The sequence below is a fragment of the Pilosibacter sp. YYHA0881 genome, from assembly GCF_051602715.1.
In the GTDB taxonomy this organism is placed as follows: Bacteria; Bacillota; Clostridia; order Lachnospirales; family Lachnospiraceae; genus Alitiscatomonas; species Alitiscatomonas aceti.
Genome location: NZ_CP175657.1, coordinates 1,077,791 through 1,090,924, shown reverse-complemented (window position 1 = coordinate 1,090,924; position 13,134 = coordinate 1,077,791). Strand labels below are relative to the sequence as shown.

Sequence of the window (13,134 nt, the reverse complement as noted above, 5' to 3'; positions counted from 1 at the left end):
GAAGGAACGATTCCGACCTGTTGAACCTGATACGGATAATGCCGGCGTAGGAATGAAGCGAGTCATTGGAGGAACTTATCCGTTTGGGATAGGTTCCTTTTTTTCATGTTTCTTTCCTCTTTTTCAAAAATCATGGAAGGAGAGCGGATATGGATTACACAACACAGATGGACGCGGCCAGAAAGGGGATCATTACCCGGGAAATGGAGCTGGTGGCCAGAAAAGAGAAGAGGACGGCGGAGGAGATCCGTCAGTGGGTGGCAGAGGGCCGGGCGGCCATTCCCTGCAACCGGGTCCATAAGGCCCTGGATCCCAACGGCATCGGCTCCATGCTGAAGACGAAGATCAATGTGAACCTTGGGACCTCCAGAGACTGCATGGATCTGGACACGGAGGTGGAGAAGGTGAACCGGGCCGTGGCCATGGGCGCAGAGTCGATCATGGATCTCAGCTCCTTTGGGGATACCCGTGTGTTCCGGAGACGGCTCACAGCAGAATGTCCGGCCATCATTGGTACTGTGCCCATTTACGATGCAGTGGTATATTATCACAAGGCCTTAAAGGAGATCACCACCGAGGAGTGGCTGGATATCGTCCGGATGCACGCGGAGGACGGAGTGGACTTTATGACCATCCACTGCGGCATCAACCGGTCAACGGCAAAGCGCTTTAAAGAAAACCGGCGTCTCACCAATATCGTTTCCCGGGGCGGCTCCATTATCTTTGCGTGGATGGAGATGACGGGGAAGGAAAACCCGTTTTATGAGCATTTTGACGACATCCTGGAGATCTGCCGGGAGTACGACGTGACCTTAAGCCTGGGAGACGCCTGCCGTCCGGGCTGTCTTAAGGATGCCAGCGATATTTCCCAGATCGAGGAATTAGTGACCCTGGGAGAGCTCACAAGACGGGCCTGGGAAAAGGATGTCCAGGTGATCATTGAGGGGCCGGGCCATATGCCCTTAAACCAGATCGAGGCCAATATGCGGATCCAGAAGGAGATCTGCAAGGGAGCCCCGTTTTATGTTCTGGGACCGCTGGTGACCGACGTGGCCCCAGGATATGACCATATTACGGCGGCCATTGGAGGAGCCCTGGCAGCAGCGGCTGGAGCGTCCTTCCTCTGCTATGTGACTCCGGCGGAGCATTTAAGGCTTCCCAATGTGGAGGATGTGAAGGAGGGGATCATCGCGTCCCGGATCGCTGCTCATGCGGCGGATATCGCCAAGGGGATCCCGTCGGCCATGGACTGGGACAATGAAATGAGCCTGGCAAGAAAAAATCTGGACTGGGAGAAGATGTTTTCCCTGGCCATTGATCCGGAAAAGGCCAGACGGTACCGGGCAGAGGCAAAGCCGGAGAAGGAAGATACATGCTCCATGTGCGGGAATTTCTGTGCGGTAAAGAATATGAACCGGATCCTGGACGGAGAGATCGTAAATATTTTTGAAGAGTAGGGGGAGAAGATCATGAAGATTTCTTTGAAAAAAACAGTAACAGCGGCCATGCTGGCGGCGCTGACCGTGGCGTTATCGGGCTTTTATATCCCCATCGGGGTATCCAAATGCTATCCCATCCAGCATATGGTGAACGTTTTATGCGCTGTATTTTTAGGCCCCGGCTACGGAGTCATGGCGGCCTTCTGTACCTCCCTGATCCGGAACCTCATGGGAACCGGAAGTCTCCTGGCCTTTCCGGGGAGCATGGTGGGGGCGCTGCTCTGCGGTATCCTGTATGAGAAAACGGGAAAGCTGCTACCCACATACCTGGGAGAGGTAATTGGAACAGGAATCCTGGGCGGGATGCTCTGTTACCCGGTGGCAGTGGTCCTCATGGGAAAAGAGGCGGCGCTTTTTACGTATGTGATGCCCTTCCTTATGAGCACTGCCTGCGGGACCATCATGGCTGCGGCCTTTGTGGGAGTGCTGGAAAAGAGCCATGTGATCTCTTATATCCGGGGAGTTATGGGGGACGCATAAAGCAGGGGAAAACGATCTGGAAAATGTGCGGAAATCCTGGAAAACTTTACGGCATCCATTGACACCCGGGGGGGGTATGATAAGATGAGAACGTATACATCAGAACCTGGGAACTGCATGTAATGTGTACATTCTGCGGAGAACGGACCGGGTGTATGCAGGGAATGATCTCTGAGACTGGCAGATCCGGTAATACAGGAAAATGCCGGAATATGCTGGGAAGGGAGTGAAAAAAGTAAAGAAAGGCAGGAATGTAAAATGCACATGAAAACAAAATGGCTGAAGCGCCTGACCGCCGCAGCCCTCAGCATCGGCATGGCATTCGCACCGGCAGTTGCCGGGTCCGGACTGACCTATGCAGATGTGAAGGCTCCGGAGCGGGACGGCAGGATTATGGCAGCCTCCGGTTCGGAAGCGACTCCGGGTGATGCGACACCCAGTAATGTAAGCGTTAACTTTACCGAAGAATCAAAGACCGTAACATTTGGAGACGAATTTACCGTGCGGGTCGTAACAAGCCCTGCGAATGCTGAGGTAAAGTGGGGGTATGAAAATGAGGACGTTATTGCCTTTGCAGACCCGGCAGAAAATTATGATCCGCAGGTAAGCCATGGGGAGATGACGTATAAGGCGGTTGGAGCAGGATCCAGTGAGATCTATGTTAAGATCTATGACCCCGCCTATGAGGACCTTGAATCCGCAGAGGACGTTCTGAAGGTAACTGTAAATAAACTCAAGCTTGAATTAGAAACCAGCAGCTTATCATTAGAAGTATCTAAGCAGCAGAAACTTCCATTAACAACAAAGGTTCCGGCAGGAACGATTCTCAACTGGTCTTCTGATAAAGAGTCTGTGGCAAAGGTTGACCAGTCTGGTAATGTGACTGCTGTGGCAGAGGGAACTGCAACGATCACTGTTTCAGCAGATCACTGTGAGCCGGCTTCCTGTACAGTAACCGTAGGAAAAACTCCGGAACCGGCCATAACAGAGCTTAAGCTTGAACCCTCTGAGCTTCTTCTTACAAAGGGCAGCAAGGGGACGCTGAAGGTGACCAACGCACCGGAGAATACAGAGCTCAAATGGGCTTCCGCAGACCCGGAGGTCGCTGCTGTGGAGAATGGCGTTGTAACAGCCCTGGCAGCAGGCGAGACCAGGATCACTGTAAGCGGAGAGAACTGCAAAGAGGCATCAGCTGTTGTTACTGTAACGGAAGAAACAGGAGCTGTCCTGGAAGGCGACAGTGAGGTAACTGTTTCTGTAAACAAGGCAGCAGTTGAAGTTTTCAGGGAGAATCTTCCGGATTCTGTGACTGCCCAGCAGCTGGCAGACGCTAAGAATGCGGCAGTAGAGTCAGCTCTGAACAGCGTGAAGAATAATACAGCAGTTCTGGAGCCTGCCGAAGGCTTAAAGGAGGCTGTGAATGTTAAGCTTCCGGAAGGCTATAAGGGCGTAAGCCGTGTGGATTCTGAGCTGAAGGATATGGAAATGATCGCGGAAATGGCAGACGGCAAGCTTGTGGTACGTCCCAGCAGGCTGGTTTACGATGCATCCGTGGCCATGGACGTGTTTGACGAGAATGGAAACTTGAAGACTCCCAACCGAAAGGTTGTCAACAGCGAGCTGGATGGATATATCACCTTCCGTCTTGCTGTTCCGAAGACCGTGACAGAAAAATATGCCCAGATCGTTCATAAGAGCGCGGGCTATTCCGATTCCAGTATCAGCAATCTCGAGATCCAGAACAAAGGTAAAGACAACGCCTATATTTCCGTTAAAGTCCGCCACTTCAGCGAATTTGACGTAACATTTACAAACTCCAGAGTAAGCACTGGCTCCTCCGGAAGCTCCGGCGGCAGCGGCGGAAGCAGATCCTATAAGGCTCCCACAGAAGGAACATGGGTGAAGGATGCCGCAGGCTGGTGGTATAAATTCCCGAACCACACCTGGCCGGCAAACTGCTGGACCCAGCTTACCTGGAACGGCGTGAGCCAGTGGTACCGCTTCAATGAGGCTGGTTACATGGTAGCTGGCTGGTATCTGGATACAGATGGAAACTGGTATTTCTTACATAACGTATCCGATGGTACCCAGGGTCATATGTACACTGGATGGCATCAGATCGAAGGCAAGTGGTACTATTTCCGCGAGAACGCAGGCGGCCCCGTAGGCTCCCTGGTCGTGAATGGGACCACACCGGACGGCTACACTGTAGATGCCAGCGGCGCATGGATCCAGTAGCCAGAACTGAATAAGATGGAAAGAAAGTGCTCCGGTCATATGGCCGGAGCATTTTTTCCTTAGAATAGGATTTTAGCGGTAGTATACGGTATCCCTCATGGTAAAGGAGCCCTCATTGGAGAATTTGATGGTCCTGGAGTGGAGAGAATCTGCATATTCCATTGAATTTACTTTCTTGAAGCTGTAGATCCCATCAAAGGAGCCGTCTTCATCATAGTACATACCCACCAGGCTGTCGTCAATGCCCAGATTTAACTCCATATAATCGCCGTCTTCAGAAGTATAAGTTCCGATCAGATCGTAGGCGTCATATTCATAGGAAGCTTCACCGGAGTTCTCCCCATCTTCCTCATCATTTCCAGCATTTTCTTCCAGGTTGAACTGGAGCTGTACACCTCCGTCCACGATCCAGGCCCCGTCCTTATTGACCTGGTAGTTGTCCGGTGTGGTCGTATCTGAGAGCATATAGCCGTCGTTTCCAAAGTAATAGCATTCAAAGGTGCCGTCCTTATTTCCGTCCAGCCATTTCCATTCGGCTGCGGGATTGGAGCCGTCGTCGTTGAGCCACCACCAGCCGGTGTCATTGGATTTCCATTCTCCTGCAAAGGCGGTGAGGCCTGCGGCTGCGGTCATTGCTGTGGTTAAGACCAGGGTCATGATTTTTTTCTTCATATTAAAATCCTCCTAAAGCTATGTAAGTTTGTGTCTCATTTTCTTATAGCATCATAGTAACAAAGGTATGTGTAGAAATTGTGAAATCTTTTAGGAAAAAATGGGAGATTTATGTGGCAAATTTATGGCAGATTTGCTATGCTGTATGTGGAATAAATTTTTATAGGAGGATACAGATGGAATATAAGGTTTCAGAACAGGTACGCCAGAAATTTGACGCCCTTGTAAAAGACGAAAAGGTTCAGAAGGCACTGAAGTTTATGGAAGAAGACCAGGATGCGGTCATCGACCGTCAGATCGAGCTGACCCTGATCCCCGCCCCCACCTACCATGAGCAGAAGAAGGCAGAACGTATGCTGGAAATGTTTAAGGAAGAGGGACTTTCCGACTGTCACATTGACGAATACGGAAACTGTGTGGGGATCCGTAAGGGCACCGGCGGCGGAAAAACGACCCTGGTGGAAGGCCATATGGATACTGTATTCGCCCTGGATACGGAGCTTAAGATCGTCCGGGAGGACGGCTTTATCAAATGCCCCGGAATCGTAGACGATACAAGAGGCTGTGCGGCCGTTCTTTCCACGATCCGGGCTTTAAACGCCGCCGGGATCCAGACAAAGGGTGATATCCACTTTGTGGGAACGGTACAGGAGGAAGGAACCGGCGCTTTAAAGGGAATGAAGTATTATGTGGACCATCATCCGGAGCTGGAGGCCAGCATTTCCGTGGACGGACCCGGCTACCAGGAGATCACTTATGAGGCCACAGGCATCCAGACGTATGAGGTGAACTTCAACGGAATCGGCGGCCATGCATGCGGCATGTTTGGAAAGGTGGCGAACCCGCTCCATGCGGCGGCCAGAGCCATTGCCAAGATTTCGGAATTCCGTGTTCCCGCAGACCCCATGACGACATTTGCAGTGACCAACTTCCATGCGGGAAGCTTTGAGGCGGTCCATGCCATCGTTCCCACAGCCCAGATCCGCTTTAACTTCCGTTCCAATTCCCAGGAGGAACTGGAGAAGCTCCGTGACCGGATCTTTGCCGCCATCGACGAGGCATGTAAGGAGGAGACAGACCGCTGGGGCATGGATACCATCACATATGAAGTGAAGCATATCTGTGACGTCAACGCCGGTCATCAGGATTCCCACGCGTCCATCGTGGAAGGAGCCATGGCGGCGGCAGAATTCCTTGGCTGTGCAGAGCCGAAGCTTGGAAACGGCGGCTCCACCAACTGCAACCGGGCCCTGGAAGCCGGACTTCCGGCTGTCTGTCTTGGAGGCGGCTGTGATTATGACTGCCAGTGCCATACCCTGGACGAGCAGTTTAAGGTGGAGGATGCCTTCAAGGGCTGCCAGCAGACGCTCCTCATGACTCTGCTCTGCGCCGGAACAGAAATGACGGAAAGCATCATTTAGCTTGCGCCGCCAGGCAGAAGGAAGTATTCTGATAAGGCTGGTATATTATAGGAAAAGAGGGAGATACAGATGGAAAAGAACAGCACTGAGTTTATGCAGCAGGTATATGATCTGGCAACCGGAGCCTATAATCCTGGAAGCAGCATCGTGGCAGAGAATGCCTTTGTGGAAAATGTGTTCAGCGAGGGCTCTGTCTGTGCAGAGGCTTACAGGGAGGTATATGCCGCCGGAGAGCGCCTGTGCAGACGTCTGGGCGTGCAGTTCGGCGACGATGTGGACGTGGAGGCCATTGTGGACAACATGATGGAGATCCAGAGGGAGATCGGCCTTAAGATGTACGAATACGGCTGGTATTTTGCTAAAGGCGGAGACGGGATCCATAAGGTATAGGAGTGTGTCATGGCTTTTTTGGAGGATCTGAAGGGATTTTACGGAACTGGTGAGAAAAACCGGGCGGGTCAGAGCCTGGAGGAGTTTCTGGACAGGTATGATCCCAGAAAATATGACTGTCCCAGCTGTACCACGGATATTGTGGCGGTACAGTGTGATGAGCCGCTCCGGTCCTGGGGGCAGCCCTTAAAGCTTCTTCTTGTTAAACGGGGCAATCATCCAAGCATTGGCTGGTATGCCACGCCGGGCGGCTTTGTGGAGCTTAAGGAGGATCTTTATGAGGGGGCGGCCAGAGAGCTTCAGGAGGAGACTGGGGTGACGGGACTTCCGCTCCAGCAGCTTCGTACCTGGGGCGCTTATGACAGGGATCCCCGGTGGCGGGTGATCACGACCTCGTTCCTGGCTCTGACGGAAGGCGATCTACCGGTGAGGGCCGGCGACGACGCGGCGGATGCGCTGTGGATGGATGTGTCGCTCCGTCTGGTCTCGGAGGAGGACGGGCAGCAGCGGAAGGAGATATGGGAGCTTTGCCTGGACCATGAAGAACGGAAGGTCCATGTGGCGGCCCGGGTAGAGCGTACATATTTCCCGGATGCCGTGCTTCCCAGGGAAAGGTACAGGCTTCTGTGGGCGGACGGCCTGGCTGTGGACCACGGCTGCATCATCACCCAGGCGCTTCTTTATCTGAAGGAGCGCCTGGAGGAGAGGACAGGCGGAAAGACAGTCCGTTAAATAGGAAGGCCGGCATGTGATCCCGAAAGGAACGGCATGCCGGTTTTTCTGATGTTTTAAGGCTTTATGCGGGCGGCCGCGTCTGGCTGCCGGTAAAGATATCTGGGAAGCCCGTTTTCCATGATCCGTTCCGGTTCACCCTGGATCAGCGGCAGGATATAGGGAAGGAAGCTGTCTGTTACGTCAGAACCGCCCTGAGAGATCCATTCTGCCGGAAATTTCTTTTCCTGGTTGCAGATCCGTCCCACCGGCTCCAGGCAGCAGGAAAGCTTGTAGGGGGCATCGGAGGTCCGCTGGAAGGCTGCCATTTTTCCTGTTTCCCCGGAAAGGGCGGCGCGGACTCCGAAGGCGCCTGCCATGGCAGACTCCTCGATATCCGTCCTGGAGGCCAGCATCCCGCTGCATCTCTGGCTTACATTGAGCTCAATGGAGCGGACCTTGACGTGGAACCGGTCACGGACGAAGGATTCCAGGACTTCTCCGCAGCCGGTGAGCATTTTGTGTCCAAAGGAATCCAGCTTTGCGGCGTCGGAATATTCGCAGATAAAGGTTCCTCCGGCGTCGGCAATGCCCTCGGAAACGCAGACGACCACATTGGCTGTTTTTTCAAAGGCACGCTCCAGATCCTGGTAAAAGGCCTCCAGCTCAAAGGGAGCCTCGGGGAGGTAGATGAGGATAGGGTTGTCTCCCTCATATTTTCTTGCCAGCTTTGAGGCAGCTGTGAGCCAGCCGGCGTGGCGTCCCATGATCTCTATGATCGTCACAGATCTCTGCTGGTATACAGAGGCGTCCAGGACGATCTCCCGGACCGTGGAGGCCACATATTTTGCGGCGCTGCCGAAACCGGGCGTATGGTCCGTGAGCACCAGATCGTTGTCAATGGTCTTGGGAATGCCGATGAACCGTACATCGCTGCCGGTCCGGGCAGCAAAGCGGGAAAGCTTATCCACCGTATCCATGGAGTCGTTTCCTCCCACATAGAGGAAATATCCGATGTTCATTTCGCGGAGATTATCAAAAACAGCGGAATAGACAGCGTCCGTCAGATCCTCCGGGAGCTTAAAGCGGCAGGACCCCAGATAAGCGGCTGGCGTCAGCCGGAGGAGCTTCAGCTCTTCCTCGGTGAGGGCAGTCAGATCTGTGACCCGGTCCGCAAGGAAGCCCTCAATGCCGTTGAGCATCCCATAGACACGGCCCTCCTGCCCTGCCTCCTTCCATGCCTGTACTGCGCCGCAGAGGCTGGCGTTTATGACGGCGGTGGGGCCGCCGGACTGTCCGATCACTAAATTCTTCATAATAAATCCATTCTCTCCATTCTAGTGCGATTTAGAGTCAGTACTTCTTACTGCCGGCGGTGGGATCATTTATCTCCGGGCCGGCGTGCTGTACGGAAATATTATAATACAGGAAGAAAGAAAATCAATCAATTTTTTCAGACTGGTATAGATCTGGGAAAAGCGGCAATAATAGGAGTATCACCAAAGAGAAAGATTAATACTTATCCTCCCCTTTTTAACCGGCTCCGGTACGAAGTTCGTACGGGGGCTGGTTTTTTTTCACTATTGAACCAATGGTTCAAGACAACGCGGCTGATTTCGTGTATGATAGAAGCAGATGAAAAGAATCTGGAAGGACAGGCAGGTGATGGGATGGTAAAGATATCGAAAGAGGAGACAGGAAAAAGGATACGCAGACTCCTGGCAGAGAGCGGGATCACAGTCCGGGATGTGCAGGAGGAGCTGGAGCTGGACAGTCCCCAGTCTGTTTACAAATGGCTGAAAGGGAAGGCTCTCCCTTCTCTGGATAATCTCCTGGTCCTGGGATGTATGCTGGATCTGCCTGTGGAGCAGCTTCTGGTCCTGGAGGGGAAGGAGGATGAGGAGATCGTACAGAGGAGGAAAAGGTGGGTCAAAAAACGCCCGCATATTCTGTGCGCCTATGTCCTCAGGACCCACAGGAACCTGGAACGGATCCAGATGATACTGAGTGATACCAGGACCGACTGGAAGCCGGAGAAGCGCAGTGGGATCTGGAAGGAGGCTCAGGAACCAGAAAACGGAAGGAATTCCTTTAATCCAGAAGCTCCGCGTAGGTGACGTTGAGGACCTTGGCCAGGGCCTTCAGCTCAATGTCTGTTATAAAGCGTTTGCCGCTTTCCATCCGCTGGATCGCATTTTTATCAATATCAAGGCCTTGTACCTGGAGCATATCGGCCAGCTTCCTCTGGGAGACATTTTTCATCTCCAGGCGCAGCTTCCGTATTTTTTGTCCGCATATATTGTTTAGTCCATGTTCTGATTTGTTTTTGTACATCGCTTTCTCCCCTCAAGACATTCACTGATTGTCAGTAAGATAAATATATGTTAAGATGGACCGGGAGATGACATTTACTAGATGTCGAAAATGGATTTTATTAAAAGAAAGAGGGGTTCATTCATGAATTATAAGGAACTGGCAGAAAAAGCCCGTGAAATAAAAGCCGACGGAGAGAGATTCCTTGCACAGTATGAAAATGAGATCGTGGATTTTCTGAGAGAGGATGCAGAAGACGCGGAGAGCCGCCTGCAGAAGGAGATCTTTTTTGAATTTCTGGATAATCTCCATGGAATGTGCCATCTGGCAGAATATATGGGACTGGAGGTCGTAAAGGAGGGGGTTCTGGGTCTGGACAGCCAGGGAGAGCTGACGCTGGACGGCGATATCCTGCCGCTGATGACAGAAGTAGAGGTGAAGCTGTACGACAAGGAGGAGGAGCAGGAGATCTGGACCAGGACCTATGTGGCCGGGGCAAAGAAGCGGTATCTGGTGGGAATCGACCGGTCCTGCCCGCTAATTGGAATGCGGGCACGTATGCGTGGATAAAAAAGGGGAATAATAGGGCCAGAGGTGATGAAATGAGATCGATCTGGTCCATAAACGACATACAGAAGAAAGATAAACGGGAACCTCTTCCAGAGCACATTTCTGCGGCCGTGATCGGAGGGGGGATGGCAGGGATCCTTTGTGCATGGTTCCTTATGGAAAGCGGTGTGGATACAGTAGTCCTGGAGGCAGGGACCGTTGGGAGCGGGCAGACGGAAGGGACCACGGCTAAGATCACATCCCAGCATGGACTGATCTACAGCAGACTGACAGAGACCATGGGGGCAGAAGCTGCGGCCCGGTATGCCCAGGCCAGCCAGGCAGCCATCGATCAGTATGAGCGGATCGTGGATTCTGCGGGGATCCAGTGCGGTTTTAAAAGGATGCCCTCCTATCTGTATACAGAATGCGGGGATGGGATGAAAAAGCTGGAGCAGGAGCGTTCCGCCGCTGTGAGGGCCGGGATACCGGCCTCTATCGTATATGATACCGGCCTTCCCTTTCCGGTGAAAATGGCCCTGCGGTACGAAAATCAGGCCCAGTTTGATCCCATTGGTTTTTTATATGGTCTGTCGGATTCCTTAAAGATCTGCCGGCATACCAGAGTCCTGCAGGTAAAGGGCCATGAGATACGGACTGACCGGGGAACTGTGAAGGCAGACCATATTGTTTTTGCATCGCATTTTCCGTTTCCCCGCTGGCCGGGCTTTTATTCAGCCAGGATGCACCAGGAAAGAAGCTATGTACTGGCTCTGGAAACAGAGGACTGGGACCTGGGGGGAATGTATTATGGGATCGATCCGGATGGACTTTCCTTCCGGAATGCCGGTGAACTGGTGCTTGTGGGCGGTATGGGACACCGGACAGGAGAGGGCAGGATCAAGGATCCCTATGGGGAGCTTGAGAAAAGAGCGGGGAATATCTGGAAAAAAGCCGAGATAAAGGCATCCTGGTCGGCCCAGGACTGCATGACTCTGGATTCAGTCCCCTATATTGGCGTTTTCTCAAGGCTTCGTCCGTACTGGCTTGTGGCCACAGGATTCGGAAAATGGGGAATGACCAATTCTATGGTTTCCGCCATGGCGGTCTGTGATGCGGTTACTGGACAGAGTATGAAGGAATGGGAGCTGTTTTCTCCCCAGAGAAAAACTTTTTCAGTCTCATATAAAACTTTTGTGAAAGAAATGGGACATTCCATTAAGAATCTGGCTGTATTGGGAGGACCAAGATGTCCCCATCTGGGCTGCCGGCTCCAGTGGAATCCAGCAGAGAGGACCTGGGACTGTCCCTGCCATGGGTCCAGATTCCGGGCAGACGGAGAACTTCTGGATGAACCTTCAAAAAAGAATATAAAAAATCCCGGCCGTTAAGATACAGCCGGGAAATCCGGAACCCAGATCATTTTAAGGAGCTTCCAACGGTCCGACACTCTGGATCGCTCTGGATTGACGATGCAGGAGCCATTAGCGCTCCTGTTTTTTAAATACAGACTTTGGCTGTTTACAGATCGGGCACTTCCAATCGTCGGGAAGCTCCTCAAAGGGAGTTTCCCCTTCATATACATATCCGCATACGGAGCAGACATAGGCTGTCTTTGGAATGGTTTCTTCCTCCTTCAGATAAGTAGGAGCATTTTTGGGGCTCTTTCCCTTTACCACAGTATGATAATAGGAATAGGTCATTGCCGGAGCATTTTCCAGGTTATCGGCATCCAGAACCTTTCCAAGGAAAACTGTGTGGCTGTCGGTCTCCATTTTGTTGACGACCTGGCACACGATATACGCGCAGGCATCCTCGATCACTGGGAGGCCTTCGACAGTCTTATAGGAAACAGAATCAAATTTATTGACGTTTTTTCCTGACTGGAATCCAAAGGTCCCGATGATCCCAGGATCCGTGTTTTCAGAAAGGATGGAAATAGCAAATTTTCCGGTTCTTTCAATGCAGGAATTGGTAAAGTTGTCATGGTTGATGCTGATGGCAATGGACGCCGGATCGGATGTGATCTGCATGGCGCTGTTGGCGATACAGCCCGTAGGCCGGTCCCCATCCAGGGAAGAGATCAGATAGACGCCATAAGAAAGTTTTCGGAATGCGGATTTGTTCATACTAAGCCCTCCTGTGATCACTTGTGTTATGCAGTTATTTCTTTTTCGCTGGCGGATATTCGTCCCGGATCTCGTCTGCGAGGCGCTCGATCATCTGCTTTTTCAGATACACATCGAAGGCAAGCTCACAAATGAAGGAAAAGAGCTGGAGCGCATCCTTCTCACCGGGATCTTCCACGTCGGAAAATGTTTTTTCTGCTGTTTCAAATTTTGCTTTTACGTCATCCTTTAATTTATCCATCTGGCTGTGTTCCATGGTAAATACCTCTGTATATACCTGGGACAGAGGAAGCGGAGCTTCACCGAAGTGGTGCTCTGTGATATAGGACAGAATGGTCTCAATATCGTTAAAATTCAGCAGATTCTTAAAGTAATAAATAAATACCAGAAGCAGGATATGATCCTGGGTGTATTTTTTACGTACCGGAGAGGGAAGGAGGTTGTTTTTGGCATAGTTATTGATCATAGTCTTTGTGAGTACCTTGTCCTCCGGATATCGCTTCAGCTCCCCCAGGTGTTTCTCCATAAAGGTAGTTACCTGGTCCATATAAAGGTCGATCTGTGGGATATCTTCAACTTTTATGTGATCCAGGCTGTCCAGGTGCTGGAACAGCCCTTCTAAGCGTTCTTCATTGGTTTTCATGGTGAAACTCCTTTCAGTATTTATTATATAGTATTAAAAACTAGATGACAAGAGACAAATACGATTTTCTCGTTTTATTGGACAGCATC

Annotated in this window: 14 protein-coding genes; 9 read left to right on the top strand and 5 right to left on the bottom strand. The window is 51.8% G+C overall.

All coding sequences use genetic code 11. The features are described from left to right. The first annotated feature begins 149 nt into the window (after positions 1–149). The 3 genes from thiC to ACI6NM_RS05205 all read left to right on the top strand — a co-directional run bounded on the left by thiC (position 150) and on the right by ACI6NM_RS05205 (position 4,217). Entirely contained in the window at positions 150–1,457 is a 1,308-nt protein-coding gene (gene thiC, locus ACI6NM_RS05215; RefSeq protein ID WP_262427968.1) for a phosphomethylpyrimidine synthase ThiC, read from the top strand. A gap of 12 nt (positions 1,458–1,469) precedes the next feature. Further along, complete coding sequence (gene thiW, locus ACI6NM_RS05210) at positions 1,470–1,979, top strand: energy coupling factor transporter S component ThiW (protein ID WP_262427969.1); 510 nt, start codon at positions 1,470–1,472, stop codon at positions 1,977–1,979. Positions 1,980–2,237: 258 nt separating this feature from the next. Further along, positions 2,238–4,217, top strand: coding sequence for an Ig-like domain-containing protein (locus ACI6NM_RS05205; protein ID WP_262427970.1), 1,980 nt, complete (start codon positions 2,238–2,240; stop codon positions 4,215–4,217). A 72-nt stretch (positions 4,218–4,289) separates the two neighbouring features. On the opposite strand, the gene ACI6NM_RS05200 is transcribed toward ACI6NM_RS05205, so the two are convergent. Further along, the gene (locus ACI6NM_RS05200; RefSeq protein ID WP_262427971.1) at positions 4,290–4,889 is read right to left on the bottom strand and encodes a hypothetical protein; all 600 of its coding nucleotides are present in this window, start codon (positions 4,887–4,889) and stop codon (positions 4,290–4,292) included. A gap of 176 nt (positions 4,890–5,065) precedes the next feature. Between ACI6NM_RS05200 and ACI6NM_RS05195 the strand changes: the two genes are divergently transcribed. From ACI6NM_RS05195 to ACI6NM_RS05185, 3 genes are all read left to right on the top strand, one after another. Further along, on the top strand, positions 5,066–6,310 hold the full coding sequence (locus ACI6NM_RS05195) for a M20 family metallopeptidase (RefSeq protein ID WP_022274435.1): 1,245 nt from the start codon (positions 5,066–5,068) through the stop codon (positions 6,308–6,310). Between the two features lie 69 nt (positions 6,311–6,379). Further along, the gene (locus ACI6NM_RS05190; RefSeq protein WP_022274434.1) at positions 6,380–6,700 is read left to right on the top strand and encodes a hypothetical protein; all 321 of its coding nucleotides are present in this window, start codon (positions 6,380–6,382) and stop codon (positions 6,698–6,700) included. 9 nt (positions 6,701–6,709) lie between these two features. Then, positions 6,710–7,432: an NUDIX domain-containing protein gene (locus ACI6NM_RS05185; protein ID WP_262427972.1), complete on the top strand. Its 723-nt coding sequence runs from the start codon at positions 6,710–6,712 to the stop codon at positions 7,430–7,432. Between the two features lie 56 nt (positions 7,433–7,488). On the opposite strand, the gene ACI6NM_RS05180 is transcribed toward ACI6NM_RS05185, so the two are convergent. After that, the gene (locus ACI6NM_RS05180) at positions 7,489–8,730 is read right to left on the bottom strand and encodes a 6-phosphofructokinase (protein WP_262427990.1); all 1,242 of its coding nucleotides are present in this window, start codon (positions 8,728–8,730) and stop codon (positions 7,489–7,491) included. A 303-nt stretch (positions 8,731–9,033) separates the two neighbouring features. On the opposite strand from ACI6NM_RS05180, the gene ACI6NM_RS05175 reads away from it, so the two are divergent. Next, entirely contained in the window at positions 9,034–9,528 is a 495-nt protein-coding gene (locus ACI6NM_RS05175) for a helix-turn-helix domain-containing protein (RefSeq protein ID WP_262427973.1), read from the top strand. On the opposite strand, the gene ACI6NM_RS05170 is transcribed toward ACI6NM_RS05175, so the two are convergent. Further along, on the bottom strand, positions 9,503–9,745 hold the full coding sequence (locus tag ACI6NM_RS05170; RefSeq protein ID WP_022274430.1) for a helix-turn-helix domain-containing protein: 243 nt from the start codon (positions 9,743–9,745) through the stop codon (positions 9,503–9,505). The two genes, ACI6NM_RS05175 and ACI6NM_RS05170, sit on opposite strands and share 26 nt — an antisense overlap. A 123-nt stretch (positions 9,746–9,868) precedes the next feature. On the opposite strand from ACI6NM_RS05170, the gene ACI6NM_RS05165 reads away from it, so the two are divergent. Together ACI6NM_RS05165 and ACI6NM_RS05160 are read left to right on the top strand one after the other, a co-directional pair. Beyond that, positions 9,869–10,294, top strand: a complete 426-nt coding sequence (locus ACI6NM_RS05165) for a hypothetical protein (RefSeq protein WP_262427974.1) — start codon at positions 9,869–9,871, stop codon at positions 10,292–10,294. A 32-nt stretch (positions 10,295–10,326) separates the two neighbouring features. Next, positions 10,327–11,664 (top strand): FAD-dependent oxidoreductase, encoded by a 1,338-nt coding sequence (locus tag ACI6NM_RS05160; RefSeq protein WP_262427975.1) that lies wholly within the window; start codon positions 10,327–10,329, stop codon positions 11,662–11,664. Positions 11,665–11,757: 93 nt separating this feature from the next. Here ACI6NM_RS05160 and ACI6NM_RS05155 read toward each other — a convergent pair whose 3' ends face one another. After that, positions 11,758–12,402: a flavin reductase gene (locus ACI6NM_RS05155; RefSeq protein ID WP_215654246.1), complete on the bottom strand. Its 645-nt coding sequence runs from the start codon at positions 12,400–12,402 to the stop codon at positions 11,758–11,760. Positions 12,403–12,436: 34 nt separating this feature from the next. Then, positions 12,437–13,045, bottom strand: coding sequence for a DUF1836 domain-containing protein (locus ACI6NM_RS05150; protein ID WP_158356992.1), 609 nt, complete (start codon positions 13,043–13,045; stop codon positions 12,437–12,439). Positions 13,046–13,134: the final 89 nt, after the last annotated feature.

What these genes read in the sequence shown, in the direction of transcription:
- ACI6NM_RS05170 (WP_022274430.1), bottom strand. Translation starts at nt 9,745, where the DNA reads ATGTACAAAAACAAATCAGAACATGGACTAAACAATATATGCGGACAA.
- ACI6NM_RS05160 (WP_262427975.1), top strand. Translation starts at nt 10,327, where the DNA reads ATGAGATCGATCTGGTCCATAAACGACATACAGAAGAAAGATAAACGG.
- thiW (WP_262427969.1), top strand. Translation starts at nt 1,470, where the DNA reads ATGAAGATTTCTTTGAAAAAAACAGTAACAGCGGCCATGCTGGCGGCG.
- ACI6NM_RS05155 (WP_215654246.1), bottom strand. Translation starts at nt 12,402, where the DNA reads ATGAACAAATCCGCATTCCGAAAACTTTCTTATGGCGTCTATCTGATC.
- ACI6NM_RS05150 (WP_158356992.1), bottom strand. Translation starts at nt 13,045, where the DNA reads ATGAAAACCAATGAAGAACGCTTAGAAGGGCTGTTCCAGCACCTGGAC.
- ACI6NM_RS05200 (WP_262427971.1), bottom strand. Translation starts at nt 4,889, where the DNA reads ATGAAGAAAAAAATCATGACCCTGGTCTTAACCACAGCAATGACCGCA.
- ACI6NM_RS05165 (WP_262427974.1), top strand. Translation starts at nt 9,869, where the DNA reads ATGAATTATAAGGAACTGGCAGAAAAAGCCCGTGAAATAAAAGCCGAC.
- ACI6NM_RS05195 (WP_022274435.1), top strand. Translation starts at nt 5,066, where the DNA reads ATGGAATATAAGGTTTCAGAACAGGTACGCCAGAAATTTGACGCCCTT.
- ACI6NM_RS05205 (WP_262427970.1), top strand. Translation starts at nt 2,238, where the DNA reads ATGCACATGAAAACAAAATGGCTGAAGCGCCTGACCGCCGCAGCCCTC.
- thiC (WP_262427968.1), top strand. Translation starts at nt 150, where the DNA reads ATGGATTACACAACACAGATGGACGCGGCCAGAAAGGGGATCATTACC.
- ACI6NM_RS05190 (WP_022274434.1), top strand. Translation starts at nt 6,380, where the DNA reads ATGGAAAAGAACAGCACTGAGTTTATGCAGCAGGTATATGATCTGGCA.
- ACI6NM_RS05185 (WP_262427972.1), top strand. Translation starts at nt 6,710, where the DNA reads ATGGCTTTTTTGGAGGATCTGAAGGGATTTTACGGAACTGGTGAGAAA.
- ACI6NM_RS05175 (WP_262427973.1), top strand. Translation starts at nt 9,034, where the DNA reads ATGATAGAAGCAGATGAAAAGAATCTGGAAGGACAGGCAGGTGATGGG.